Here is a 26,264-nt window from a genome sequence, read left to right as displayed (position 1 = left end):
TGCTAATTTTTTAATGCAGCAAGGAATTGATATTTTTATCCCTGGAACACCCGATTGTAATATTCTTAAACCCAGTTCTCATAATCTCCATGCGAATCAATTTTGGTGTGAAGGGGGAGTAACAATTTCTCGCATTCATCGAGCTAAAGGACACGAAGCAGATATGGTTTATCTAGTAGGATTAGATCACATTGCTCAGGTTGAAAATCATCTGAATTTTCGCAATCAATTATTTGTCGCCATGACTCGTTCACGGGGTTGGTTAAGGTTAAGTGGTTTAGGTTCCTATCCGTTTTATGAAGAATTAGCACAGGTCATCGCCAGTGCTCATAGGTTCACGTTTCGGTTCCGATTTCCTCCCCAACGGGATATCAGCATCACCGAGGTTGGGGAACTTCTGCGAAGATATCAAAATGGCGATCGCAATTTTCAAGGAGCAAATTTATCCGGTCTGGATTTAACCGGGATTAATTTAAGTTATGCTAATTTAATTGGAGCCAATCTTCAAAAAACCAACCTCACCCATGCTAACTTAAATTACGCTAAATTAGTAGTAGCAAATTTAAGAGGATCTGAAATCACAGGTGCTAACTTACAGCAAGTCAAATTCGTGGGTGCTCATTTACAACAAACCCGATTAAATGCTTGTAATTTAAAACGGGCAGATCTCAGTGATGCTGATTTAACTCAGGCGCAATTGGTTCGTTCTAATTTAAAGGATGCGAATTTAAGCGGCGCCAATTTAACTGAGGCTAATCTTTCAGAAGCCAATCTTCAGGGTGCAATTTTTCAGGATGCTAAATGCAGGGATGTTATTTTAATAGGGGCAATCTTATCGGATGGTAAAATCTTTGTCAATGAGTCAAACAACCCTGACTGAATCAATGATCATAATCTGACCTGTCAAACGCTGATCAATTTCATGACACCGGAAATCGGGTAGCTACCCGACTAAACAGAACAAACCCGATCTACCTATTGCAAACCCATGACCAACCGCTTCGTAACCTGCCTTTCTGATGCTCAAGGGTGAGGTGTTGAACCCTACACCCGGTTTCCAGACAACACCCTTTCCTGGTTTCGAGAAGCAATAACGTCGCTATGATCACTTTACCTGGCTATGAGATTCTTAACCCGATCTATAATGGTTCGAGAACACTGGTTTATCGTGGGATTCGTTTGTCTGATGGTTGTCCTGTCGTGATTAAATTGTTACGCAGTGAATACCCAACTGTACCTTCTTTGATTGAATTTAGAAATCAATATCAAATTGCAAAAACGCTCAATCTATCAGGGATTACTCCTATCCTTGATTTAGAAGTTTATGGGAATGGATTTGTCTTAATTATGGCAGATCAAGGGTATATTTCACTGGCGGATTATTTAGCGCATCGAGAATTAACTCTCAATGAGTTCTTAAGAATTGCAATTAAATTAACTCAAATTTTAGAACAATTATATTACAATCGGATTATTCATGAAGACTCTGCTATTAATCAATGGATCGCAGAAACATTAGTTTGTTCCTTAGAACAAGCTAAACCCTTAGCCGAATTAGTCAGTCAAACCACTCAAGGAAATCCTTTTTTTATTCGTCAATTTCTCCAGTCATTATATACAGAAAAATTAATTAGGTTTCACCCTCCCCAGTCCTCCTTGATAAATCGTGATTTATTGGGAGGTTGGCAACGTGATTTAACTCAAATTAAAACCCGTTTTATTAGCCCTAATCTTTTAGATTTCATTCTTCATCAATTACAACAACTCCCCGAAGAAACCCAGAGAATATTAAAAATGGCAGCTTGTTTAGGCTATCAATTTAGTGCTGGAGATTTAGCAACAATTACTGAAAAAACTTATTTAGAAACCTTAAAAACGTTAGACGTTGCTTTGAAAGCTCAATTGATCGTCATTGCTAAAGATATTTATCCCGTTTATCCCTTAGAAACAGAAGAGTTTTCCCTTTCATCTTATGATCCGAATGAAACGTTACCTCTGTTACACCCTGGAATTGATCAATACCAATTTATTCATGATCGAGTTCAGCAAGCCGCCTATCTCTTGATTCCTAGTGAGCAAAGACAACCTACCCATTTAAAAATAGCAAAATTACTCTTAACTCAAATTCAGAGACAATTTAATCAACCTTTAGAAACAATTTTAAACAAGATTTCATCAGAAGTTTTATTAAATATTATTAATCAATTGAATTTAGGATTTACCTTAATTCAGGATAAACAAGAGCGAACTCAATTAGCCTTATTTAACTTAATCGCCGGACGAAAAGCGAAACTGGCAACAGCCTACCCCACAGCCATTGGACATTTAACGATTGGTCTAGGTTTATTAGCAACGGATAGTTGGGAAACTCACTATCAATTAACCTTAGAATTGTACACAGAAGCTTCAGAAATTGCTTATTTGAGTGAAGATTGGGAACATTTAAAAGATTGGGGAAATATTGTTTTACAAAATGCTAAAACCTTATCAGATCAAGTCAGAATTTATGAGTTAATGATTGAAGGTTATAGAAGTCAATACCAAGATCAAAATGCCGTGAATCTAGCTTTAACAGTTTGTCAAAAAATGGGGATGACTTTTGAAGATAATTTTAGTTTAGAAAATTGGCAACGATTAAAGCAAAATTTAATTAGGGATTTAGCTGGAAAATCCTCTTTAGAATTATTGAATTTACCCGAATTATCCGATTCTAATTTAGTTGATTTATTGACCATTTTAACCTCTGCCTTTCCTTCAGCTTTTAGTGTTATTCCAGAACAATTTCCCTTTTGGGTTTTAAAACTCGTTCAGTTATCCTGTCAACAAGGAAATACTTCTTTATCCAGTTTTGTCTATGCTACTTTTGGCTTTATTCTTTGTAGCCAAGGAGACATTGAGTTCGGAAATGAAATGGGAGAATTAGCGTTAAGGTTATCCGCTAATCAGGGTAATTCTGCATTAAAACTGAAAGTTAAACAACTGGTTTATGGATTGATTAAACCATGGAAAGAACCTTTACAAAAGATTGTATCTTTGCTTAAAGATTGCTATTTACAAGCTCAAGCTGAAGGAAATCTGCATCAAGCCTATACTCTTGCTAAAACCTATTTAGAAATTGCTTATCTAGGTGGAAAAGATATCTCTGAACTGGAATTTGAAGCTGATCATTTTTTACATCAGTTCCAGAACCTTAAATCCTCTTCTGAACTAATTTTGTTTAAAATTTATCATCAAAGCTTGCAAATTCTTAATGGAAAATTAGACCTAGATTTGAGCTTCAATTTTTCCCTTGATTCTGAGAAATGGACAAGAGAAATCAGCGAAATCGGACATTCTTCTCAAGAAGTTTCGTTTCAGCTTGCTTTAAATTTAATGATTTTGAATTATAGATTAGGGAACTTACAACAAGCTAGAAAGTGGTGTCAGCAAGCTGAATTATATTTTTTTCCAGAAACTTATTTTGTTTTACAACCCTTCTTTTATTTTTATCAATCTTTAATTTTTCTGGAAAGTTATCCTAACTCTTCTCTTGAAGAGCAAGTTAAAATAATAGAAAAGGTTGCTAAAAATCAAGATAAATTAAAAGCTATTTTCAAGCAAAATCCTAGTAGTTTCTCTCATCAGTTATATTTGGTAGACGCTGAATTTAACCGAATTAAACAAGACTATGTTAAAATCATAGAAACATTAGAACAAGCGATTGCTTTTGCTAAAACCCATCAACTGATTCATGAACAGGCTTTAGCCAATGAATTAGCCGCTAAATTTTATTTGGGTTGGGGAAAAGAAAAAATTGCCAGGGTGTATTTAATTGATGCTTACTATGGTTATGCTCATTGGGGTGCTTTTGCCAAAATCAAAGATTTAGAATCTCGCTATCCTCAACTGTTAAATTCGATTTTAGGACAATTGGCGATTCCGAGGACAGAAATTACGATGGGTGCTGATACGACTGAAACAATGACTTCCAGGCAAAATGAAGGTTCGGCGGTTCTTGATTTAGCAACGGTGACAAAAGCGTCTCAAGGGTTATCTCAAGAAATTGATTTAGAACAACTTTTGAGACAATTAATCCAAGTTGTTATTCAAAATGCAGGAGCCGAAAAATGTTGTATTCTTTTATCTCAATCTGGACAATTAGTCATTGAAGCCATCGCGAGTTTAAGAGATAAAAATGGAACCTCAATTGAGATTCATTCCTTACTTCAATCCCAGTCTGTAGAACAGAGTAATGCCTTACCTCTTTTGATTCTGAATACAGTCATTCAGACCCAAGAGTTTGTAATTTTAGCAGATGCTCGGCAAGATCCTCGCTATCGTAATGATCCTTATCTCATACAATATAAACCGAAATCAATTCTCTGTGCTCCCATTCAAAACCGGGGAAAATTGATCGGAATTCTCTATCTTGAAAATAACTTAGCAACAGCCGTGTTTACTCCTGAACGATTAGAAGTTCTGAACATTCTATTTTCTCAAGCCGCGATTTCCATTGACAACGCGAAATTATATTCTCAAGTTCGCAACAATGAACGCCAAATGACTCAATTTTTAGAAGGAATTCCGGTTGGAGTTGCGGTTTTAGACCCCACAGGTAAGCCTTTTTATACCAATCAAAAAGCTCAAGAATTGCTAAAAACCAAAGTGATACCCGGAATTTTTTGTCAAGTGTTATCTAATATTTATCAAGGGTATTTGAATTGGTGTTCTGAGAATCGCATCTCTCAACCTTTAGCTTATTGTAATTTATATAATTCTACCCCAGATACAACCTTTATTTTAGAAGTAAACCAGGAAGAAAAAACGATTTTGCTAGAAACTTGGGTAACACCTACCTATGATGAGAGAGGAGAGTTAATGTATTCAATTCTAGCGTTTCAAGATATCACGAAACGCCAGCAAACGGAACAAGCTTTAAGGCAAGCCGAAGAAAAATATCGCAGTATTTTTGAAAATGCCAGTGAAGGGTTATTTCAAACTACCCTTGATGGACGTTATATTAGTGCAAATCCAGCTTTATCCCGAATTTTAGGTTATGATTCACCTTGGGATTTAATGTCAACCGTTACTAATATTCAAGAACAAATTTATGTTGAACCTCAACGGCGATTAGATTTTATTCAATGTATTGATCAACAAGGAGAAGTTTCAACCTTTGAATTTAAAGCCTACCGTAAAGATGGCACGATGATTTGGATTTCAGAAAATGCTAGGGCTGTTTTTAATGAGCAGAATGAACTTTTATATTATGAAGGATTTGTTATTGATATTACAGAACGAAAAACCGCCGAAGAAGAACGACTACAATTTATGGCAAAACTCTCAGAATTAAATCACCATTTAGATGAAGCTTTAGATTCTGAATTTGAACTCACCGATGCTGCTGCGCGATTTGTCCCCCATGAATTTCTATCTTTCTTAGGGTATGAAAGTATTGTAGAAGTTAAATTAGGAGCAGCCGTTGAAAAGGAAATGTCGATTTTATTTGCGGATATTCGGGATTTTACTACCCTTTCAGAAGATATGACTCCCGAAGATAATTTTAAATTTATTAATGCCTTTTTAAGTCGCATGGAACCTGCAATTGTCGAAAATGATGGGTTTATTGATAAATATATTGGGGATGAAATTATGGCATTATTTGGTGGGTCTGCCGATGATGCAGTTCGAGCCGGAATTTCGATGATTTCCCGACTTAATGAATATAATCAAACCCGACAACGCCCCGGACGACCCCCGATTAAAATTGGCATTGGAATTAATACCGGAGGATTAATGTTAGGGATTGTTGGCGGTAAAAATCGTCTCGATAGTACCGTGATTAGTGATTCGGTAAATGTCGCTTCTCGCATTGAAAATTTAACTAAAAATTATGGTGTTTCTTTATTAATTACCCATCCCACTTTCATCGCTTTAGCTGATGCCAACCAATATGCAATTCGGATTATTGATCGCGTCAAAGTCAAAGGAAAATCTGATGCGGTCACCGTGTATGAAGTGTTTGATGCCGATTTACCGGAGATTAAAGCCGGAAAACTGATCACAAAAACCACCTTTGAATATGGATTAATGCAATATTATTTAGAGCATTACTCTGAGGCGGCAAGATTATTCCAAGAATGTCTAAATCGCACCCCCCAGGATCAAGTTGCTCAAATTTATTTAGAACGATGCTTATCGAAAATGGGGTCAGGATTTGATATGCTTTGAAACATCCCTTCTCTGATAAACAATAACCCAGTATGAGCGATCTGTATATTTCGTGGACAGAATACCACCAAAAAATTGAAACCTTAGCTACCCAAATTTATCAATCTCAATGGCAATTTAATCAAATTGTTTGTTTAGCCCGGGGAGGCTTACGAGTCGGAGATCTTCTCTCCCGTATTTTTGAACAACCTATGGCAATTTTAGGCACATCATCCTATCACGGTGTCGGAGGTAAAGTTCGAGGTAAAATCAAAATTGCTGAACACCTAACCATGACAACAGATACCTTGGGAAGTCACGTTTTATTAGTCGATGATTTAGTTGATTCTGGGATGAGTCTACAAGAATCAATCCATTGGTTAAAATCTCGCTATCCTCAAATTCAAGATTTAAAAACCGCCGTTCTCTGGTATAAAAGTTGTTCAGTGATTCCGCCGGATTATTATGTCGATTATCTAGGGGATAACCCCTGGATTCATCAACCCTTTGAATGTTATGAAAACATGAACTTAGCCGAACTCAAACCTCAAACTTAAGAAATGCTCAACCGTCAACCCACAGCGAACAAACTGCCATAGATTGCAAATATTAATTTTACTGCCGTAAAATATTTGATTTTCTTACGCATTGGAAACACACAATTCTAAAATCCTGTGTTATCTTGAAAATCGTAAACACTGAACGCATAAAACCGTTTAGGGAGCCAAGGAGGTGATGCCCATGATTGAAAGTAGTAAACCCATGGGTCACCGGATTGGAAAATGCCGGCTGTGCGCCGGGGCTGTCCTCTAGTGAAATGTCTGTGTTCCGTTAGGACACTTGCTGACCTAGATAACCGGACTCATTAGAGTGATCTTCCGGCAGTCAGGTTTCAATCCAGGAGACCCGCTAGACCGCTCTCATCCCACTTGCACTGACAACTCGCAGAGCAACTTCGGGGTGAGAGCGGATAGTTATTTAATGATCAGTTGATGATAAATCCAGAACAGCCAATGGTAAGATTACTAAGTGATAGTGAAATTGAAACCTATGCGAGTCAACTCTCCGGTTGGACGGTTGAAGGAAAGACTTTAAAATTAGTCAAAAGATTTAAAGATTTTATTGAAGCCATTGAATTTGTAAACAAATTAGTTGAACCATCTGAAGCCGCTGGACATCACCCGGATTTAACAATTTCTTATAATCGCGTCACAATCAACCTAACAACTCATGACGCCGGGGGTTTAACTCAAAAAGATTTTACTTTAGCTCAAGAAATTTCAGCGCTGAAGTAAATATTAACTCTAGGTGCTGATTTTAGGGATTGAATATTTTAATTCAGAGCAGCTTAAATCTAGCAGGGTTAATACTCAGAGGGAACTGGAGCAAAAACACTACATGAAGATCATTTTTGAGAAACCCGAATTGTTCCATAACTTTGATGAGCAAGCTGAACTGATTGAGAAACTACTTGATATCGGTACGGCTTTATCTGAAACTCAAGATTTAAGTGTTCTACTCAATTTAATTTTAACCAAAAGTCGAGAAATTACTTGGAGTGATGCGGGCAGTGTCTATCTCATCGATCACACCGATAACACCTCGAAATTACTGTTTAAAGTTGCACAAAATGCGTCTTTACCCAATTTATCCTTTCAAGAATTTTCCATCCCTTTAACACCCCGAAGTTTAGCCGGATATGTCGCCTTAAAATCGGTTTCATTAAATATTCCCGATGCCTATAATTTACCCGCAAATGAACCGTATCAACTTGATCGCAGTTTTGATGAAAATATTAGTTATCGTACCTGTTCGGTTTTAGTGGTTCCGATGCAAAACCGCAAAGGAGAGGTAATAGGGGTTCTACAACTGATTAACCGTAAAGTTAAACCGGGTGTGGAAATTACGGCGGAAAATGCAGTGGAAATGACGCAACCTTATTCGATTTGGGAAGAGCGAATTTTGCGCTCGCTGGCTTCCCAAGCCGCAATTTCAATTGAACGAAATCATTTACAAGAAAGTATTGAACATCTCTTTGAGGGGTTTGTACGAGCTTCTGTCCAAGTCATTGAAGCCCGTGATCCCTGCACTTTTGGTCACTCAGAGCGAGTTGCAAAATTAGCTGTGCGTTTAAGTGAAGAAGTTAATACCATCACTTCAGGTTCCTTAGCTTCATTTTCTTTTAGCAATCGTCAACTACAAGAACTCCGCTATGCAGCATTACTCCATGATTTTGGTAAAGTCGGTGTTCCTGAAGCCATTTTAACTAAACCGAAAAAACTTTATCCGCTTCAATTAGAAATCATTCGTCATCGGTTTGCCTTAGCACAACGTACCTTAGAATTAGAAACAACGCAAAAAAAATATGAACATTTATTGAAGCATTCTGCTCAAAAAATGACAAAAGAAACTGAATGTAAGTTTTGTCAAACTCTGCCAGAATTAGAAACAAAATTATCAGAATCACTTGCTAAATTAAGCCATTATTGGACAGTTTTATTAGAAGCAAATGAACCCAGAGTTTTAGCAGAAACTCCTATCAATCAACTCAGGGAAATTGCTCAGATGACCTATCAAGATTTAGACGGAGAAATGAAACCGTTATTAACTCCCGAAGAAATCGAACAGTTATTAGTGGAACGAGGGAATTTAACCGCAGAAGAACGAGAAAAAATTGAATCCCATGTCACTCATACCTATGGATTTTTAAGACAAATTCCTTGGACAAATGACTTAAAAGAGGTTCCAACCATCGCCTATCGACATCATGAAAAAATCGATGGAAGCGGATATCCTTTAGGATTAAAATCATCCGAAATTCCCATTCAAGCTCAAATTATTACCATAGCTGATATTTATGATGCACTAACAGCAGGCGATCGCCCATATAAAACCGGATTACCGACTGTAACAGCTTTAAAAATCTTACAACAAGAAGCCGCCAAAAATAAAATTAATGCTGATTGTTTAGAACTGTTTAAACAACGAAGGGTTTATGAAGTCTTAGGACATACAATTGATGTCGTCATGGAATTAGCATAAACCAGCCAGACTAGCCAGAAAAACTAATGGGGATATCAGGGATTGTAGGGGGGTATCCTATTAACTGTTCGGATTATTCTCATGAATCAGGACGCTCAAAAGTTAAGCTGATGGTAAATATCAATAGACAGGGAACATTAAGAAAAGTCCCCGGTCTATTCATGAATCAAATTTAACTATTTTTTGGGGGATGAATTGGATTTATTACCAATCAATCGATCAACTAAATCTTTATGATAATTTGGAGGAACTTTAGGAACTTCTCGATGGGGAGGGGCGGGGGTGGGTGTCGTTGGACGGGAGACTTGAGTTTGAGAAGCAACAGGATTGGTATAGGGTGGCCGTCCGCAGCCTAAAATGATCCCAGGAGTCCGAGTTCGACGCATCACTTCACCGCCATTCGCATCATTTCCGATCCCTGTATTCCCTTCAATACTAATAATACTGCCATCGGGTTTAACAGATTCAACGATTCCCACGTGATCGGCTATTCCATCTCCTCGCCAACAGAAAAATACAACATCTCCCGCTTTGGGGTCATGGAACCATTGACCCCGGTTTCTAAACCAAGACACACCATCGGGACAGTAAGCAAAACCCTTCGCGCTTCTGATAGGAAGAGGTAAATCAATTTGATCAAAACAGTAGGAGACAAAAATTGCACACCAAGGCACGTAATTCATCCCATACCATTGACCATACTTGTTACCATTACTACCCGGAGGAGATTCCGTGTATCCGACTTCACCAGCAGCAAAGCGAATTAAATTGGCAGCAGTTGTCATTAGAATTCTCCAAAATTGTTGATTAATTGGAATCAAGTAGGGTGCTCAGTGCATGATGGGTTTCGATTTTGGCTGAATTTTAGCCCCCCCTACTGCAAGGCTCTTTACTTCTGTTCTAACATAGTTTTTCAAGGGTTTTCAGGTATTAAATTCAACTTAACATTAGTGCGATCAAGTGGGATGTCTCTAAATAGGTCAGGATTTGGATTATCTAAGAAGGTTTAGAAATCATAAATATTTGGCTCAGAATCATTCATAATATCCTCAATTTTCTTTAAAAAACCTTAATCGTAGGGTGCGTAAGCGCAGTGCACACATCAACATTATATCACATTTGTTTAAAAAACCTTAATCGTAGGGTGCGTAAGCACAGCGCACCCACCAATATTAGATCACAACCCCAGAGATATTTATTATGCACTCAATTTATTGTCAGCGATCGCACAATCTTTTGAGCAATTTATATTAAAAATTAATGAACCTGAATTAGTATACAATAGTTCAATCATTATCTTGAATTAACAAAATTGAACCCATGCTCCACAATTTTATTCCCCCTGAACGGTTTTTTCCTTATTTAACCTGGACAGAAATTGAATCAATGGCTGATAAAAATAATGTGGTTATTTTACAACCCATTGGAGCGATTGAACAACATGGCCCCCATTTACCGTTAATTGTTGATGCAGCGATCGCAACGGCTGTAACAGGTCAAGCTTTAGCCCAACTTAATGATAACATTCCAGCTTATGCTTTACCCACAATTTATTATGGAAAATCTAACGAGCATTGGCATTTCCCCGGAACAATCACGTTAAGTTCCCAAACTTTAATGGCGGTATTAATGGAACTAGGCGAAAGCATTTATAGGGCGGGATTTAGAAAATTAGCTTTTATTAATGCTCATGGCGGACAACCCCAAATATTAGAGATGGTAGCACGAGATTTACATCAAAAATATGAAGATTTTTCCGTATTTCCTTTATTTGTTTGGCGGGTTCCTAACGTTGCTGGGGAACTCTTAACCCCGAAAGAATTAGAGTTAGGAATTCATGCCGGAGATGCTGAAACCAGTTTAATGTTATCCTTACTGCCAGAACAAGTTAAAATGGAGAAAGCCGTTTGTGAATATCCGCACGGTTTACCTGAAAATAGTTTATTAAGTATGGAGGGAAAATTACCCTTTGCTTGGGTAACGCAAGATTTAACGAAAACTGGCGTTTTAGGGGATGCAACGGTAGCGACAAAGGAAAAAGGCGATCGCATTTTAGCGTCTTTAGTCAACAGTTGGGTGAAAGTTATTGAGGATTTATATCAATTTAAACAACCCCAAAAGTTTAAGGAGTAAAATAATTTTTCGGGTGAGGATGACCTGAATGTCATCGATTATGTCACAATATTGTTTACGAAAAATTGACAAAAACAATACTATCCATGAATTCATCCTTACAACGGGCATTCAACCAAGGTAACGCCCTGAAAGTGATTAGCGGTTTAACCAATTTTAACGTCGGACGGGTTGCCTCTGTGGTGAAAGCAGCCACTCAAGGCGGCGCAACCTTTGTGGATATTGCAGCCGATCCTAGCTTAGTTCAAATCGTCCGTCAATTAACTTCTCTCCCCATCTGTGTTTCTGCGGTTGAACCTGAAAAATTTCTCCCTTGCGTCGAAGCAGGTGCAGACTTAATTGAAATTGGTAACTTTGATGCGTTCTATGCTCAAGGACGCCGTTTTGAAGCCGCAGAAGTTCTGCAACTGACCCATGAAACTCGCGCGTTATTACCCCATATTACCTTGTCGGTTACTGTTCCCCATATCCTCGAACTTGACCAACAAGTTGAACTCGCCTTAGAACTCGTTAAAGCGGGTGCAGATATCATCCAAACCGAAGGCGGAACCAGTTCTTCCCCAGTTCATGGTGGCACATTAGGGCTCATTGAAAAAGCAGCCCCGACCTTAGCCGCCGCCTCAGAAATTTCTCGCGCTGTCTCCGTCCCGGTGTTATGCGCTTCGGGTATTTCTAATGTTACAGCACCGATGGCTATTGCTGCGGGCGCGGCGGGGGTTGGTGTGGGTTCGGCCATTAACCGCCTCGATAACGAAGTCGCAATGGTAGCTGTAGTTCGGAGCTTAGTTGAAGCTTTAGCAACGGTTCAAGCTAACCGAGTTTACGCTTAAAAAGGCAATAGGGAATTACAATTACGAATTACGAATAGGGAATGGGAAAGAAAGCTTCTATTTTCTGTTCCCTATTCCCTATTCCCTGTTCCCTCTTATAAATAATTGACAAACCAGGTTAAATAATCTTCTATTAAACTATAGTTTGGCGACTCTTCATCAGATGCTTTTAATTCAGCTAAAGGAATGGTAAATTTTCGATTATCACTCACTCGTTTAACATCAACAATAATTCCTTCCATTTCATCGGTTTTTTCTTGAAATTTTCCTAATAAAAAAATATCGGTGTAAGAAGGATTTGTTTTTTTCAGTTTTTCATAATCCTTAGAACTTCCTGAACCATAGAGATATTCTTCTTCCCAGAGAAATTCCTCTGTTCCTGTTAAATAACAAGGTAATTTAATCTGAGCTTTTAAATATTTCAGATATCGATTTAAAGTTTTAGGAGTGACTTCTAGGTCATCAGTACCTAGAATTTTTTCCATTTTCGCCTCAAATTCTTCTACATTAAAATCATCATCTTCAAACAAACTGGAAACATTCAAAAATCCCATTGACTCCATTTGTTCAATAATATTAGTCATGGAATTGAGTAACTCTTCTTTAAAATTCTCTCTTTGCTTATTAACTAAACCCGATACAATTGTTTCATCAATTTGCAGGGGTTTTAAATCCTCTCCAGGGGGTTGTAATTTTTTTTTGTTTTTGTTTTGATACAGTTTAGACATTCCGTTATACCAAGCACAGTAGTTCTTGATCTCAACCCTAGATGATTTTAAATTGATCTTTTTTAAGGTTTTAAGTTGTAGAGACGCTTGAAGGCAGATCTCGACCCATTTCGACCTCAAGATTTTTTAATTGGGAAGGGAGTAAAATTTAGTATATCGTGGTACAGGTCTTTTTTGAATTGCCAAGGGAAACAATTATGGTACAAACAGAACAACCCGCTATACCCGTTATTTATCAAGGACAGTTTGGAGAGTACACAATTAACGAGGGGGATCGTTGGGGTGTGCTCATTTATCGCGCTGGCTTAATCATAGCAGCCCTATGCTTTACGGTGGCAACAGCATTAGTTTTGTTTCAAGGAAATAACCCTTTAGTGATACAAGCATTAACGCCTCTCTACTTCGGTTTTTGGTTGGGGTTAGGAGTGAGTTTATTAACGATTCATATTTATTTAATTCCTTTACACCAATTATTACAACTTTTTTGGTTAATTGGAGGAATTGCTTCTGCGGTTTTTGCTTGGGTCGATGAAGAACCTTTGGCTTTAACTATTTATCACCATCCCTATACTTTGTTTGGCGTCGGTTTTACCTTTGTTGCTTTAACGGGAATTTATTTTAAAGAAGCTTTCTGTTTTAATCGCATGGAAACTAAACTATTAACCCCGCTAGTTCCTTTATTATTACTGGGATTTATTGCGGGAATTTGGTCGGTTTCTGCTCAAAAAATTTTCTTAGCATTTTGGGCGATTCAATTTATCATTTTTGCAGGTCGAAAAATCTTTCAGGATATTCCTGGGGATATTGGGGATAAAAGCGTTTTTGACTATTTAAAAAATAGAAAAGCCGCCTAATACATTAATTTTGGGCGTAAGGGCGAGGTCACCTCGCCCCTACCAGTAATCTAAAGATCACTTTGAAAATCAAAAATTAAATCATCTAATTCTGAATAATCGGGTAAGTTATCTTCTAATATTTTACCGTTTCTAACGACAATGCGATCGCTTTGTTGACGGGATAAGATTTCACTGAAATAACGACCTTTAAAAATAATAAAATCTGCTGGAAGTCCGACACCAATTCGTCCGACATCTGATAACCCCATTAAATCGGCTGGAGTTGTTGTAACACTGCATAACCAATCTTCAAACGGTCGATCTAAATGACAAATTCTCACCGCCATTTTAAACACTTCTAAGCCATCATGATCGCCAAATCCATAAAATGGATCACGACAATTATCACTCGCAAATGCAACAGGAACCCCGGTTTGTTTCAATTCATGAACTAAGGTTGTCCCGCGCCAGTGAGGGGTTTTTGGAGATTGAGATTGATCAGATTGACGATCTTGTAAATACAGGTTACACATCGGTAAACTAACCACCCCAATTCCGGCGGATTTCACTAACTTTAAAGTTTGTTGAACAACATCATCGGGTTGTACGGCTAAACTACAACAATGTCCGCAAACAATTTGACCTTCAAACTTATATTTTAACGTGGCTTCTGCAATTTTTTGTAAACAAATAGATTCTATTTCTCCATTTTCATCTACATGAAAATCTAAGTTTAATTTCCGCTCTTTTGCAATTTCAAAAACTCGGTCAATTTGCTGATCTAAATCAGGATTCATATAGGCAACTCCCCCTAAAATACCGCCTGATTCTGAAATTTTATTAACGAGTTTTTCAGCCTCTGGCGTTAAATAATAATCTAAAGAAGCTAAAGCAACCGCCTGCAAAATTAAGCGATTTTCCCATTGTTTTCTTAGGGTTTTAAACGCATCCCAACTTAAATCTATTAACCGTCCTGAAGAATCTAAATGAGTCCTAATCGCTTTTGTTCCATGTACATAACTACACTTTAATCCAAATTCCATACGTCGATAAATATCTTCCGCCGTCCAGATTTCTTCATCTTTAAACGTCGCCGTTAACGCATCGTTAAAGGTTCCTTTTTGATTCGGCGAACGTTCCCAAATATGACCTTTATCTAAATGGGTATGAACATCTACAAAACAAGGCCAAATTTGTTTCCCCTGTAAATCTACTGTGGGAATAGAATCTGACTCACTTTGACCCGCAATCACAATTTTCTCAAAGAGTCCCGATGCTATTTTAACATCCACTAACGTCATCCCATCTTGATTGGCTGAATTTGCGATCGCCTCATTTTTATCTTTAAGTACACAAACGGGAACACGAACATTTTTTAACCAATAACCAGAGGTATTAGGAATCATAAGTGGGGACTAGAAACCGCGTTTCTCTACTTTTTAACATGATTTCAGCAAGCATGGAGAAGAAACCCGGTTTTTGAGCTTAAGCAGGGAACTAGAAACCGCGTTTCTCTACTTTTTAACATGATTTCAGCAACCATGAAGAAGAAACCCGGTTTCTGAGTCTAAGTAGGGGAATAGAAACCGGGTTTCTCTGCTTTTTTAGCATTGTTTCAGCAACCATGAAGAAGAAACCCGGTTTCCCGCCAAAGCTAAAAACTGTCTAAAGATTCAGGGTTATGCAAAAAACGTATGGTATTAATGCTAAATCTTCATAAAGTTTTAAGTTTTGTAACATTAGCTACGATTATATCGAGTTTCCGGCACTAACTTATTCATATTCCTTAACCTTTCGGTTGAAGAACACAGGTGAAAGCTCTCACTTGAGGATGATTTTCACCCTAAACTTAAGCAATTTTTGACATTTGAGTCTCGCATGATACGGTTTGCCTTCAATAGACCTGTTACGATTTGGCCAAATTTGATCCATTTCTCATTTTGGCCTAACAAGTTCGAGACCGAGCAATACTGAGGAATAGGTTATGACCAGCACACTCCCACAAAAAGTGGCTACCAACAAATTTGAGAAGATCAAAGCAGAAAAAGACGGTTTAGCCGTTAAAGACGAAATCGAAACCTTAGCCCGTTTAGGTTGGGAAGCAATGGACGAAACTGACCGAGACTACCGCCTGAAATGGTTAGGGGTCTTCTTCCGTCCGGTGACTCCGGGTAAATTCATGCTGCGGATGCGTTTACCGAATGGGGTCATCACCAGTGAGCAGATGCGGGTTTTGGGGGAAATCGTGCAACGCTACGGTGATGACGGTAATGCTGATATTACCACAAGACAAAACCTTCAGTTAAGAGGAATTCGGCTTGAAGATATTCCTGACATTTTCCGACGCTTTGAAACCGTTGGGCTCACCAGCATTCAGTCAGGAATGGATAACGTGCGAAACATCACAGGTTCACCCGTTGCGGGGTTAGATGCGGATGAACTGTATGATACCCGTGAGTTAGTCCAACAAGTTCAAGACTTAATTACCAATCACGGAAAAGGCAATATTGAATTTACTAATTTACCGCGAAAATTCAATATTGCCATCGCCGGATGTCGGGATAATTCCGTTCATGCTGAAATCAATGATATTGCCTTTGTTCCCGCATTTAAACAGGATATTTTGGGGTTCAATGTCTTAGTGGGAGGCTTCTTTTCTGCCACCCGTTGTGCGGCTGCTATTCCCTTAAATGTCTGGGTACAACCTGATCAAGTTGTGGGGTTATGTCGTGGTATTTTAGAAGTTTATCGAGACAATGGGTTAAGAGGAAGTCGTCAAAAATCTCGGCTGATGTGGTTAATTGATGAATGGGGAATTAATAGGTTCCGTTCAGAAGTGGAAAAACAAATGGGTTATTCCTTAGAACCTGAAGCCGAAAAAGACGAAATTCTCTGGGAAAAACGGGATCATATTGGGGTTTATCAGCAAAAGCAACCGGGATTCAACTATGTGGGATTAAACGTTCCCGTTGGGCGGTTGTATGCCAACGATATGTTAGAATTAGCCCGAATTGCTGAAGTTTATGGTGCTGGTGAAATTCGCTTAACCGTTGAACAAAATGTCATTATTCCCCATATTTCTGATAGCCGTTTAGAAGCTTTTCTCACTGAACCACTTTTAGATAAATTTTCCATTAGTCCCTCTAGTTTAAGCCGAGGCTTAGTGTCCTGTACAGGCGCACAATTCTGTAACTTTGCTTTAGTTGAAACTAAAAATAGAGCTACGGCATTAGTGAAAGAATTAGAAGCAGAATTAACCGTTGAAAAACCTGTGCGAATTCATTGGACAGGCTGCCCTAATTCCTGCGGACAACCCCAAGTCGCTGATATTGGATTAATGGGAACAAAAGCCCGCAAAGACGGTAAAGTTGTTGAAGGCGTTAACCTCTATATGGGCGGAAAAGTTGGGAAAGATGCTCAACTCGGTGAATGTGTTCAAAAGTCCATTCCCTGTGAGGATCTAAAACCCATTTTGCGACAAATTCTTGTAGAGCAATTTGGTGCTAGACTTAAAGATGGAGTCGATTTAACGAGTTCAGACTCTAAGATTAATTCCCCAAACAGTACCGATGATACACCTGCTAAACCAGCAACAATTGTTTTTGCAAAATCGGGTAAAACCATTACCTGTGCAGAAAATGAACTCATTCTCGACGTAGCAGAACGGGAAGGGATTTTGATTCCCAGTAGTTGCCGTTCAGGAAATTGTGGAACCTGCCAACAAAAATTAATTGAAGGGCAGATCCAATATAATAATCCTGATGCAGCAAAAGACCTAGAACCGGGTATGATTTTAACCTGTAATGCCCAGGCAATAAATACAGTCGTTATTGATGCTTAACGACTCAAAAATTGAACAAGAAAACTCCATCAATTATTGACCAACACGGAATAAAGATATAGGACATGAGTAAGCTTTCACGACGTAAATTCCTTTTGACGGCTGGTGTGACTGCGGCGGGTACTATCTTTGTACATGGCTGTACTTCCGGTACTAATTCTTCAACAACGACTACTAATTCTTCCCCGGCTGCAACCGCAGTTCCCGCAGCGAATATTAATCCGGCTGATGCACCAGAAACACCAACAGCAACATTAGGATTTATCGCTTTAACCGACTCTGCCCCCTTAATTATTGCCTTAGAAAAAGGGTTATTTGCGAAATATGGCATGACCGATGTTAAGGTGGTTAAACAAGCTTCTTGGCCTGTGACCCGTGATAACTTAGAATTAGGGTCTGCGGGTGGAGGAATTGATGGGGCGCATATTTTATCTCCCATCCCCTATTTAATGACATTAGGAACGATTACCAAACAACCCGTTCCCATGTATCTTTTAGCCCGATTAAATACTAATGGTCAGGCAATTTCATTAGGAAAAGATTACCTAGATGCTAAAATAACCGTTAATGATAGTGCTAAATTTAAAGACCTTGTATTAGCCGCTAAAAATTCAGGAAAAGAAGTCAAAGCCGCCATTACATTCCCCGGAGGAACCCACGATTTATGGATGCGCTATTGGTTAGCTTCAGGAGGAACAATTCCTGATAGTGATATTTCGATTATTCCAGTTCCGCCTCCCCAAATGGTTGCTAATATGAAAGTTGGCAATATGGAAGGCTTCTGTGTGGGTGAACCTTGGAATGCTCAATTAGTCAATCAGAAAGCAGGATATACGGCATTAATTACCGGAGAATTGTGGAAAGATCACCCGGAAAAAGCCTTTAGTATGCGCGCCGACTGGGTAGATAAAAACCCCAAAGCCGCAAAAGCATTAACAATGGCGGTCTTAGAAGCGCAACAATGGTGTGATAAACCCGAAAATATTGAAGAAATGTGTCAAATAGTTTCTCAGGATAAGTGGTTTAAAGTACCTGTAAAAGATATTATTGAGCGCTCTAAGGGAAATATTGACTTCGGTGATGGTCGGGTTGTAACCGCCAGCCCCATTGCGATGAAATTCTGGAGAGATAACGCTTCTTACCCCTATAAAAGCCACGATACTTGGTTCTTAACGGAAGATATTCGCTGGGGATATTTACCGCCTGATTTAGATATTAAAGCCACCGTTGATAAAGTCAACCGCGAAGATATTTGGAGGGAAGCCGCAAAATCGTTAAATGTTCCCCCAGACCAAATTCCAGTAACCCCTTCTCGCGGCGTTGAAACCTTCTTTGATGGTGTCCAATTTAACCCCGATGATCCTCAAGCTTATCTCAATAGTTTAGCCATCAAAAAAATCTAATATCCTCGATTTGACCCCCCTAACCCCCCTTACAAAGGGGGGAACTAGAGACTTAAAGCCTGATTCAAATTCACTCATCTCTAACTTATATGACCACTAGCATTAAAGCCCGTTCTAGCAGTAATAATCCGCTTAATTTCTTCTTTGATGGGTTTAATAAAAACCGCAATAAAATCCTTCGTCCCTTAATTGCAGTCGTTATTTTCCTGGCAATTTGGCAACTGTTATGTTCAGGAGAAAACCCTAATTTACCTTCTCCCATTACCACCATTAAAGAATCTTGGGAATTAATTATTAACCCATTTTTTGATAATGGAGGTACGGATAAAGGGTTATTTTGGCAAGTTTTAGCCAGTTTACAACGGGTTGCTATTGGATTTACCTTATCGGCAATTGTCGGAATTGCATTAGGGATTTTAATTGGGACAAATGCCTTTATGTATGATGCCTTAGATCCCTTATTTCAAATCCTCAGAACAATTCCTCCCCTGGCTTGGTTGCCCATCGCCTTAGCTGCCTTTCAACAATCGAATCCTTCTGCAATTTTCGTGATTTTTATTACGGCAATTTGGCCGATTATTATCAATACCACCGTCGGCGTTCAACAAATCCCCCAAGACTATAAAAACGTAGCTAGAGTGTTACGTTTACCCCGACAAAAATACTTCTTCAAAGTGTTATTTCCCTCGGCTGTTCCTTATATCTTTACCGGGTTAAGAATTGGGATTGGTTTATCTTGGTTAGCCATTATTGCGGCGGAAATGTTAGTCGGAGGTGTAGGGATTGGATTCTTTATTTGGGATGCCTATAATAGTTCTCGAATTAGTGCGATTATCGTTGCTTTAATCTATGTCGGGGTTGTGGGTTTAATCCTCGACCGCACCATTGGTTTTATTGCTTCAAAAGTGGTTCCCGCCGAGCAAAAATAAACTCTGATTTCCGTCAATTGTTCACCTTTCTTACCTGAAATTATGTCTGTATTCGTTGAAGTTGATCACGTTCATCGCGTTTTTAATCTCCCCAATGGAGAACAATATATTGCGCTGAAAAATATTGAACTCAAAATTAAAAAAGGTGAATTTATTTCCTTAATCGGACATTCGGGCTGTGGGAAATCAACCTTATTAAATATTATTGCCGGGTTAGATCAAGCCAGTCAAGGTGGAATTATTGTTGAAGGTCGAGAAGTTCGTGAACCTGGGCCAGATCGCATGGTGGTGTTTCAAAATTATTCCTTATTACCTTGGTTAACAGTCCGAGAAAATATTGCCTTAGCCGTTGATGAAGTTTATCGCAAACTGTCTAAAACTGAACGCCACAATATTGTTGAACATCATATCAAATTAGTCGGTTTAAGACACGCGGCGGATAAACGACCGGGCGAAATTTCCGGGGGAATGAAACAACGAGTTGCTATTGCCCGTGCCCTGGCTATTCGCCCCCAATTATTACTTTTAGATGAACCCTTTGGGGCGTTAGATGCGTTAACAAGAGGCGGGTTACAAGAGCAGTTAATGAAAATCTGCGAAGCGAACCAAGTTAGTGCCGTAATGGTGACTCACGATGTCGATGAAGCCTTGCTTTTATCCGATCGCATTGTCATGTTAACCAACGGCCCAGAAGCCCATATCGGGCAAATTTTAGAGGTGAATATTCCCCGTCCTCGTCAACGGATGGATGTGGTCAACCATCCGAACTATTATGCCTTGCGAAATGAAATTGTTTATTTCCTGAACCAACAGAAAAAAGCCAAAAAATCAACGGTCAAAAAAGCTCCTACTGTTATTGCCCAAAATGGCTTAGAAAAAGTCAACTTAGACATCGGTTTTATCCCCTTAACTGACTGCGCTCCTTTAATTATTGCTAAAGAAAAAGGCATTTTTAAGGAATATGGCTTAACAGAAGTTAAATTAAGCCGAGAAACCAGTTGGAAACTGTTAGGTCAAGGCGTAGTTGAAGGGCGTTTAGATGCAGCCCAAATGGTGGCAGGAATGCCCTTAGCCATGACATTAGGCTTCGGTAAAAATCCCCCAATTCCGATGGTAACAGCCTTAACTTTATCGCGTAATGGGAATGCCATTACCCTCAATAAAGATTTGTATGAAAATGGGGTTAGAACCTTAGAAGATTTTAAAACTTATATCGACAATCATCTTGACAAAGTACATACATTAGGCATGGTTCATCCGAGCTCCATGCACAATTTAATGCTCAGGTATTGGTTAGCCGCAGGAGGAATTAACCCGGATCAAGATGTTAATTTAACCGTGATTCCACCGCCTCAAATGCAAGGGAATTTAAAAGCGGGAAATATTGATGGTTATTGTGTCGGGGGGCCTTGGAATGCGCGCTCTGTTCATGAGGGGTTAGGCTTTATTATTGCCAATAGTTTTGATATTTTCCCCAATGGACATACAGAGAAAGTTTTAGGGGTGACAGAAGACTGGGCAAATCGTTATCCTAAAACCCATATTGCCTTGGTAAAAGCCTTAATAGAAGCTTGCGATTATTGCGATGATCGCCGAAATCGAGAAGAAATTTTAGAGATTTTATGCCGCGATGAATACGTGGGCTCTCATGCCGAATATACTCGATTAGGATTTATTGATCCAGTTGAACGGGGAGATGGTCAACCACCTAAATTATTAATCAATTACAATCAATTTTTTGTGGATAAAACCAATTGCCCCGATGCTACAGAATTTCTCTGGATCATGGCAGAAATGGCACGTTGGGGCATTATTCCCTTTCCGAAAAACTGGGTTTCCATTATAGAACGGGTGTTAAGAACGGATGTTTATGGTCAAGCTGCCAGAGAGTTAGGATTATCCGATGTGGGACGCGATCGCCAAAGCATTAAATTATTTGATGGCACGATTTTTAATCCCCATGAACCGATTAAATATCTCAAAAATCTGAAGATTAAACAGGAGATTCAGATTGAAGAAATCATCCTTGATCCGATCGCTGCTTAACTGTAAACTATCAACCGTTAACCGTCAACCCTTATGCAAATTTTAGATAATATTTCCTCTAAACCCAATTCTTCCTCAAAATCCGATGCCTTTTTAGTGATTGATCAAGTTTCCAAAGTGTATGACACCCCAAAAGGGAAATATATTGTGCTTGAAGATGTCAATCTTCAGGTTAAAGAAGGTGAATTTATCTCCATTATTGGTCACTCAGGGTGCGGAAAATCCACGCTTTTAAATATGGTAGCCGGGTTTAATCAACCCACAACCGGAGTTGTATCCGTTCAAGGACAACTGATCACTGAACCAGGCCCAGAACGGATGGTGGTGTTTCAAAATTATTCCCTGTTACCTTGGTTGACCGCTAAAGAAAATATTCACTTAGGCGTTGAGTCAGTATATCCTGACAAATCAACCGCCGAACAACTGGAAATTGTCAAAGAAAATTTAGAGTTAGTCGGGTTATCCGAAGCAGCCAATAAAAAACCGGCTCAACTCTCAGGAGGCATGAAACAACGGGTTTCCATCGCCCGCGCCCTAGCCACTCGTCCCCAAATCTTAATTTTAGACGAACCCTTTGGCGCGTTAGACCCAATTACCCGCGAAGAATTACAAGAAGAACTTCTTAATATTTGGCAAGATCATCGCATTACCGTGTTGATGATTACCCATGATATTGATGAAGCTTTGTTTTTAGCCGATCGTTTAGTGATGATGACCAATGGCCCCGCCGCCCAAATTGGGGAGATTTTAGACATTCCCTTCTCCCGTCCTAGAAATCGGGCGAAAATTATGGAAGACCCCCGATATTATGAATTACGGAACTATGCCCTCGATTTTCTCTTCCGACGTTTTGCCCATCATGAGGAAGACGAAGAGACCATCGCAGAGATCATCCCAGAAAAAACCGAAGAGACAACCCCTGACATGGGATCGGCACAAAGCACTACAATAGCACCCAGTTCTAGTCATCGATCAGTAGAGGTGCTCAAGATGCAACCCAATCAACCGAACCCCAATGACAATCCTTATGCTACACCTTCTGAACCTGAGTTAACCTATGCGCCTGATCCTGCACCCCCAATGCCATCAGAAGAAATGTCACCTGCGATGAAAACAGGGATATTATTTGGTTTGTGGGGAGTGATTATTGCGACCTTAGTCGGATCATTAGTCTTAAACCCAACATCCACCACCAACCAAGAGGCAGAAACAACAGAATCTCCCTCTGAGGTTACGGCTACAACATCCACCTCGGTTACTCAAACGGTTACTCCCATCACGACACCCACAGCCACCTTATCACCAAGCCCCACAGCCACCTTATCGCCCTCTCCCATTCCAACGGTCAGTCCCTCTCCCGCTCTAGGTTCAACGCCAACTTTCTCCCCTAATACCATCCCAACAACGTCACCGAGTCCTGATAGTTTGGCATCAACCACAACCCCTAGTTCAACAACAGCAACATCACCAACAACCACAACTTCCCCATCCCTGACGGCTTCTCCGTTTCCCATCGCCACGGCATCCCCAACCCCAGAGAGTTTAACCTCGGCGACAACTTCACCTTCTGTAACGGCAACATCCCCGACAACCACAGCTTCTCCTGTTTCAGAGGGAACTTTCTCTCCTACTGACTCAACAACAGTAGCCAGCAGCACCACAGCAGCCACTTTGAGTGCTGGAGAGCTTGAACAGCTAAATGAAACGGTTTTTGCTACGATTAATGAAGCTTGGACAGACACACCCGTCACAGCCGTCTCTGTTTATATTGTTAAAGTGAGTCGCACTGGGGATATTTTAAGTTATGAAGCTCAATCTCCCGATGCGACTCAAAATGTTAACAATACCCCTCTGCCAAAGTTAGTCAAGTCGGATGTTACTCAAACTCCCTATACTCAATTTGAGGCAACTTTTGACCCGGAAGGAACATTAGAAATCAAACCCGCTCAATAGATGATCAATGATGAGGAATTGGGAACCTATACTCCTCCCAATTTCTCACTCTAATCTATATTTCATATTAAATTTTCACTTCATTTTTTGAATTTAGCATTTTTTCTAATAACATTATGAATCCTATTAAAACACTTTGTCCCTTTTGTGGTGTAGGTTGTGGTTTAGAAATTGTCTCTACACCAACCTCTGATCAAGACATTAAACGGGATACCCAAGGAAACCCGGTTTGGAAAGTTCGAGGCGATCGCCAACATCCCTCTAGTCAAGGCATGGTGTGTGTTAAAGGAGCTACCGTCACAGAATCTATTCGCCGCGATCGCCTTTTACACCCAATGATCCGAGAAACCTTAGATCAACCCTTCCGACAAGCCAGTTGGGATGAAGCCTTAACTTTAATTGTGGATCGGATTAATACTGTTCGCAGCCAGTATGGTTCCGATGCCTTATGTATGTATGGTTCCGGTCAGTTTGTTACCGAAGATTATTATATCGCCCAAAAACTAATGAAAGGGTGTTTAGCAACCAATAATTTTGATGCTAATTCTCGTTTATGTATGTCATCGGCTGTCTCTGGTTACGTCCAAAGCTTGGGTTCCGATGGCCCACCCTGTTGTTATGAAGATTTAGAATTAACCGATTGTGCATTTATCGTAGGCAGTAATACCGCCGAATGTCATCCGATTATTTTTAATCGTTTCGCTAAATATCATAAAAAAAATCCTGACGTTAAATTAATTGTTGTTGACCCTCGATCTACCCCAACCGCAGAAGCCGCCAATCTACATTTACCCATTCGCCCTGGAACCGATATTGATTTATTGAATGGTATTGGTTATTTATTATTAAAATGGGGAGATATTGATGCACTATTTATTGATGAATGTACCCGCAATTTTCAACAATATGCTCAACTTTTACAATCCTATACCCCCAATATTGTCGCTGAACGCTGTGGAATTCCTATTGAAGACTTAGAAACCGCAGCCCGCTATTGGCAACAGTCTAAACGGATTTTATCCCTATGGTCAATGGGGTTAAATCAATCTTCTGAAGGCACTGCAAAAGTCCGATCACTGATTAATCTACACTTAATGACAGGTCAAATTGGGAAGCCCGGATGTGGCCCCTTTTCCCTGACTGGACAACCAAACGCAATGGGCGGACGGGAAGCCGGAGGTTTAGCCCATCTATTACCCGGTTATCGCTTTGTCAGTAACCCGCAACACCGGGCTGAAGTTGAACGGTTTTGGCATCTTCCTGAAGGTCATATTTCCCCCACCCCCGGACGCACCATTTGGGATATGGTTTTAGGTTTAGAACAAGATCAAGTCCAGTTTCTTTGGATCGCCGCCACAAACCCAGCCGTTAGTTTGCCCGATCTCGAACGCACCAAAGCCGCTTTATTAAAATCTCCCTTTACCGTTTATCAAGAAGCCTACTATCCCACCGAAACCTCAGCTTATGCCCATGTTCTCCTTCCTGCTACCCAATGGAGTGAGAAAACGGGAGTAATGACCAACTCAGAACGCCGCGTTACCTATTGTCCAGGGTTCGATCAACCCCTTGGAGAAGCTCGACACGACTGGGAGATTTTTGCCGAAGTCGGACGACGCTTAGGGTTTAAGGAACAATTTGCCTTTCAAACCTCGGCTGAAGTTTATGCAGAATTTGTGCAACTGACGTCAGGTCGTCCCTGTGATATGTCCGGGTTAAGCCATGACCGTTTACAGCAACAGGGGCCGACCCAATGGCCTTATCCAGAAGGATGTCATGATCCTGAACCCAAACGCTTATACACCGATGGTTATTTTGCCACCTCTGACGGTCGGGCGATTTTTGCTGGGTATCATTCTAAAGGGTTAGCCGAACCCAGTGATCCCAATTATCCCTATGTGTTAACAACCGGTCGTTTGTATGGTCATTGGCACACCCTCACCCGCACCGGACGAACCAACAAAACCCAACAAATGCACCCTGACCCGTTTATTGAAATTCATCCCAAAGATGCAGGGCATTTAGGAATTCAAAATGGCGATATGATTGAAGTGCGTTCTCGACGAGGAAGTTGTCAATTTCCCGCTAAAATTACCGCCTTTATTGCCCCTGGAACCGTATTTGTACCCATGCACTGGGGAGCATTATGGGCAACGGAAGCGGAAGCTAACACTTTAACCCACCCTCATGCCTGTCCCGACTCCCGCCAACCGGAATTAAAAGCCTGTGCTGTTCAATTAATTCCTCAATCTATCATCACTCAACCGTTATCCGTGCTCAGTCAAGAAGTGGATAGTTGATTAACTCTTAAAGCTTTTACTAAATATCGAGAGAAAT

Annotated in this window: 16 protein-coding genes and 2 pseudogenes; 15 read left to right on the top strand and 3 right to left on the bottom strand. The window is 39.8% G+C overall.

All coding sequences use genetic code 11. The annotated features are described in order from the left end of the window. The 5 genes from ACKPEB_RS14570 to ACKPEB_RS14550 form a co-directional block, all read left to right on the top strand. Positions 1-880, top strand: an 880-nt coding sequence (locus ACKPEB_RS14570) for a pentapeptide repeat-containing protein (protein WP_408965646.1), incomplete at its 5' end; no start/stop codon positions are given. Between the two features lie 221 nt (positions 881-1,101). Further along, positions 1,102-6,210: a PAS domain S-box protein gene (locus ACKPEB_RS14565; protein WP_408965645.1), complete on the top strand. Its 5,109-nt coding sequence runs from the start codon at positions 1,102-1,104 to the stop codon at positions 6,208-6,210. A gap of 32 nt (positions 6,211-6,242) precedes the next feature. Further along, the gene (locus ACKPEB_RS14560; RefSeq protein WP_408965644.1) at positions 6,243-6,746 is read left to right on the top strand and encodes a phosphoribosyltransferase; all 504 of its coding nucleotides are present in this window, start codon (positions 6,243-6,245) and stop codon (positions 6,744-6,746) included. Between the two features lie 456 nt (positions 6,747-7,202). Then, on the top strand, positions 7,203-7,484 hold the full coding sequence (locus tag ACKPEB_RS14555; RefSeq protein WP_408965643.1) for a 4a-hydroxytetrahydrobiopterin dehydratase: 282 nt from the start codon (positions 7,203-7,205) through the stop codon (positions 7,482-7,484). 103 nt (positions 7,485-7,587) lie between these two features. Further along, positions 7,588-9,231, top strand: a complete 1,644-nt coding sequence (locus ACKPEB_RS14550) for an HD domain-containing phosphohydrolase (RefSeq protein ID WP_408965642.1) — start codon at positions 7,588-7,590, stop codon at positions 9,229-9,231. Between the two features lie 176 nt (positions 9,232-9,407). On the opposite strand, the gene ACKPEB_RS14545 is transcribed toward ACKPEB_RS14550, so the two are convergent. Further along, positions 9,408-10,016: a CHAP domain-containing protein gene (locus ACKPEB_RS14545; RefSeq protein ID WP_408965641.1), complete on the bottom strand. Its 609-nt coding sequence runs from the start codon at positions 10,014-10,016 to the stop codon at positions 9,408-9,410. A gap of 535 nt (positions 10,017-10,551) precedes the next feature. Between ACKPEB_RS14545 and ACKPEB_RS14540 the strand changes: the two genes are divergently transcribed. Together ACKPEB_RS14540 and ACKPEB_RS14535 are read left to right on the top strand one after the other, a co-directional pair. Then, a complete protein-coding gene (locus tag ACKPEB_RS14540; RefSeq protein WP_408965640.1) occupies positions 10,552-11,364 on the top strand; it encodes a creatininase family protein in 813 nt (270 codons plus the stop codon). A gap of 86 nt (positions 11,365-11,450) precedes the next feature. After that, the gene (locus ACKPEB_RS14535) at positions 11,451-12,194 is read left to right on the top strand and encodes a DUF561 domain-containing protein (protein WP_408965639.1); all 744 of its coding nucleotides are present in this window, start codon (positions 11,451-11,453) and stop codon (positions 12,192-12,194) included. Between the two features lie 95 nt (positions 12,195-12,289). On the opposite strand, the gene ACKPEB_RS14530 is transcribed toward ACKPEB_RS14535, so the two are convergent. Next, positions 12,290-12,922, bottom strand: a complete 633-nt coding sequence (locus ACKPEB_RS14530) for a hypothetical protein (RefSeq protein ID WP_408965638.1) — start codon at positions 12,920-12,922, stop codon at positions 12,290-12,292. A gap of 197 nt (positions 12,923-13,119) precedes the next feature. Here ACKPEB_RS14530 and ACKPEB_RS14525 point away from each other — a divergent pair, with 197 nt between their 5' ends. Then, a complete protein-coding gene (locus ACKPEB_RS14525; protein ID WP_408965637.1) occupies positions 13,120-13,776 on the top strand; it encodes a DUF2301 domain-containing membrane protein in 657 nt (218 codons plus the stop codon). 50 nt (positions 13,777-13,826) lie between these two features. On the opposite strand, the gene ACKPEB_RS14520 is transcribed toward ACKPEB_RS14525, so the two are convergent. Beyond that, positions 13,827-15,164, bottom strand: coding sequence for a cytosine deaminase (locus tag ACKPEB_RS14520; protein WP_408965636.1), 1,338 nt, complete (start codon positions 15,162-15,164; stop codon positions 13,827-13,829). Between the two features lie 578 nt (positions 15,165-15,742). On the opposite strand from ACKPEB_RS14520, the pseudogene ACKPEB_RS14515 reads away from it, so the two are divergent. The 7 genes and pseudogenes from ACKPEB_RS14515 to ACKPEB_RS14485 form a co-directional block, all read left to right on the top strand. Further along, positions 15,743-17,272: pseudogene (locus tag ACKPEB_RS14515) on the top strand (ferredoxin--nitrite reductase); the annotation flags it as partial. A 33-nt stretch (positions 17,273-17,305) separates the two neighbouring features. Next, a complete protein-coding gene (locus ACKPEB_RS14510) occupies positions 17,306-17,599 on the top strand; it encodes a 2Fe-2S iron-sulfur cluster-binding protein (RefSeq protein ID WP_408965648.1) in 294 nt (97 codons plus the stop codon). 65 nt (positions 17,600-17,664) lie between these two features. Continuing rightward, the gene (locus ACKPEB_RS14505) at positions 17,665-19,002 is read left to right on the top strand and encodes a CmpA/NrtA family ABC transporter substrate-binding protein (RefSeq protein WP_408965635.1); all 1,338 of its coding nucleotides are present in this window, start codon (positions 17,665-17,667) and stop codon (positions 19,000-19,002) included. Positions 19,003-19,091: 89 nt separating this feature from the next. Beyond that, on the top strand, positions 19,092-19,931 hold the full coding sequence (ntrB, locus tag ACKPEB_RS14500; RefSeq protein WP_408965634.1) for a nitrate ABC transporter permease: 840 nt from the start codon (positions 19,092-19,094) through the stop codon (positions 19,929-19,931). A gap of 42 nt (positions 19,932-19,973) precedes the next feature. Then, positions 19,974-21,977 carry a nitrate ABC transporter ATP-binding protein gene (locus tag ACKPEB_RS14495; RefSeq protein WP_408965633.1) on the top strand — a complete coding sequence of 668 codons (2,004 nt, stop codon included), beginning with the start codon at positions 19,974-19,976 and terminating at the stop codon, positions 21,975-21,977. Positions 21,978-22,010: 33 nt separating this feature from the next. Further along, a pseudogene (locus ACKPEB_RS14490) lies at positions 22,011-22,841 on the top strand (nitrate ABC transporter ATP-binding protein); the annotation flags it as partial. Positions 22,842-24,046: 1,205 nt separating this feature from the next. Further along, the gene (locus tag ACKPEB_RS14485) at positions 24,047-26,227 is read left to right on the top strand and encodes a molybdopterin oxidoreductase family protein (protein WP_408965632.1); all 2,181 of its coding nucleotides are present in this window, start codon (positions 24,047-24,049) and stop codon (positions 26,225-26,227) included. Positions 26,228-26,264 lie beyond the last annotated feature (37 nt).

Origin of the sequence: Planktothrix sp. (genome assembly GCF_046067725.1) — a bacterium.
Lineage (GTDB): Bacteria > Cyanobacteriota > Cyanobacteriia > Cyanobacteriales > Microcoleaceae > Planktothrix.
Note: the sequence above shows the minus strand (reverse complement) of the source record. Positions and strands in the feature narration are given on the sequence as shown.

What these genes read in the sequence shown, in the direction of transcription:
- ACKPEB_RS14565 (WP_408965645.1), top strand. Translation starts at nt 1,102, where the DNA reads ATGATCACTTTACCTGGCTATGAGATTCTTAACCCGATCTATAATGGT.
- ACKPEB_RS14560 (WP_408965644.1), top strand. Translation starts at nt 6,243, where the DNA reads ATGAGCGATCTGTATATTTCGTGGACAGAATACCACCAAAAAATTGAA.
- ACKPEB_RS14555 (WP_408965643.1), top strand. Translation starts at nt 7,203, where the DNA reads ATGGTAAGATTACTAAGTGATAGTGAAATTGAAACCTATGCGAGTCAA.
- ACKPEB_RS14550 (WP_408965642.1), top strand. Translation starts at nt 7,588, where the DNA reads ATGAAGATCATTTTTGAGAAACCCGAATTGTTCCATAACTTTGATGAG.
- ACKPEB_RS14545 (WP_408965641.1), bottom strand. Translation starts at nt 10,016, where the DNA reads ATGACAACTGCTGCCAATTTAATTCGCTTTGCTGCTGGTGAAGTCGGA.
- ACKPEB_RS14540 (WP_408965640.1), top strand. Translation starts at nt 10,552, where the DNA reads ATGCTCCACAATTTTATTCCCCCTGAACGGTTTTTTCCTTATTTAACC.
- ACKPEB_RS14535 (WP_408965639.1), top strand. Translation starts at nt 11,451, where the DNA reads ATGAATTCATCCTTACAACGGGCATTCAACCAAGGTAACGCCCTGAAA.
- ACKPEB_RS14530 (WP_408965638.1), bottom strand. Translation starts at nt 12,922, where the DNA reads ATGTCTAAACTGTATCAAAACAAAAACAAAAAAAAATTACAACCCCCT.
- ACKPEB_RS14525 (WP_408965637.1), top strand. Translation starts at nt 13,120, where the DNA reads ATGGTACAAACAGAACAACCCGCTATACCCGTTATTTATCAAGGACAG.
- ACKPEB_RS14520 (WP_408965636.1), bottom strand. Translation starts at nt 15,164, where the DNA reads ATGATTCCTAATACCTCTGGTTATTGGTTAAAAAATGTTCGTGTTCCC.
- ACKPEB_RS14505 (WP_408965635.1), top strand. Translation starts at nt 17,665, where the DNA reads ATGAGTAAGCTTTCACGACGTAAATTCCTTTTGACGGCTGGTGTGACT.
- ntrB (WP_408965634.1), top strand. Translation starts at nt 19,092, where the DNA reads ATGACCACTAGCATTAAAGCCCGTTCTAGCAGTAATAATCCGCTTAAT.
- ACKPEB_RS14495 (WP_408965633.1), top strand. Translation starts at nt 19,974, where the DNA reads ATGTCTGTATTCGTTGAAGTTGATCACGTTCATCGCGTTTTTAATCTC.
- ACKPEB_RS14485 (WP_408965632.1), top strand. Translation starts at nt 24,047, where the DNA reads ATGAATCCTATTAAAACACTTTGTCCCTTTTGTGGTGTAGGTTGTGGT.